The 1,162-nt window shown below is 36.5% G+C and carries 1 protein-coding gene and 1 pseudogene; both read left to right on the forward strand.

From position 1 onward, the window contains the following. A pseudogene (locus C6988_RS10765) lies at nucleotides 1-211 on the forward strand (glutamyl-tRNA reductase); the annotation flags it as partial. 30 nt (nucleotides 212-241) lie between these two features. After that, the coding region (gene hemB, locus C6988_RS10770; protein WP_182135448.1) for a porphobilinogen synthase at nucleotides 242-1,162 on the forward strand (921 nt) is incomplete at its 3' end.

Below are 1,162 nucleotides of genomic sequence, written 5' to 3' on the forward strand. Positions count from 1 at the left end.
AAAAGAGTTACAAAAAGCACTTCAAATGTTAGGAGAAAAAGATGAAACAAGAGTCAAGATTATCGAAGATTTGACAAAGGCAGTTGTAGAGAGTATTGTTTCTGCACCTATGAATAATTTGAGAAAAGCATCAGAGCAAGGCAATCCAGAAATTATCAACGCCGCATCAAAGCTATTTGATTATAATAAAAAAGACAAAAACGTAGACTAGGATTATATTTGCACAAAGAGGATTTTTGATATGTCTTTTCCAACCAAAAGACTTCGAAGATTACGAAGTTCAGATAAGATGAGAGAACTTCTTCGAGAGACTACTCTTTCACCTAGTGATTTCATATGTCCAGTATTTGTTCAAGAAGACCTCAAAACACGAATTAAGGTGGATTCTATGCCAGATATTGAAAGAATTCCACTAGATGACGTAGTAGATGAGGTTGGAACTATTTCAGATCTTAATATTCCTGCAGTGATGCTTTTTGGAATTCCCACAAAAAAAGACGATGAGGGAACAGCTGCGTTTGAGGATAATGGAATTGTTCAAAGAGCAATTTCAGAGATTAAAAAAAATTATGGCGATAAAATGGTAATCATGGCAGATGCCTGTTTGTGTCAGTACACATCATCAGGCCACTGTGGGTTAATCAAAGACAATAAGGTAGATAATGATTCCAGCATTGCAACTCTTGCAAAAATTGCAGTAAGTCAAGCAAAAGTTGGAGTCGATATAGTATCACCTTCCGCCATGATGGATGGTCAGGTTGCTGCAATCAGGATGGCATTAGATGCTGAGGGATTTTCCAATGTTGGCATAATGTCACATTCTGCAAAACATAGATCATCATTTTATTCACCATTTAGGGATGCAGCAGAATGTGCACCAAAGTTTGGAGACAGAAAAACGTATCAGGTCCCATACACAAATGCACGAGAAGCTCTCAGAGAAGTAGAGACAGACATCAATGAGGGAGTAGATATTGTTATGATTAAACCAGCATTATCTTATCTGGATTTAATTGCAGAAACAAAAAGAAGATTCAATGTTCCAGTTTCTGCATATAGTGTTTCAGGGGAATATGCACTAGTAAAAGCAGCTGCACTACAAGGATGGATTCAAGAAAAAGAAATCATTCATGAAATATTATACTCAATTAAAAGAGCAGGT

Origin of the sequence: Nitrosopumilus sp. b1 (assembly GCF_014078545.1) — an archaeon.
Classification (GTDB): Archaea; Thermoproteota; Nitrososphaeria; order Nitrososphaerales; family Nitrosopumilaceae; genus PXYB01.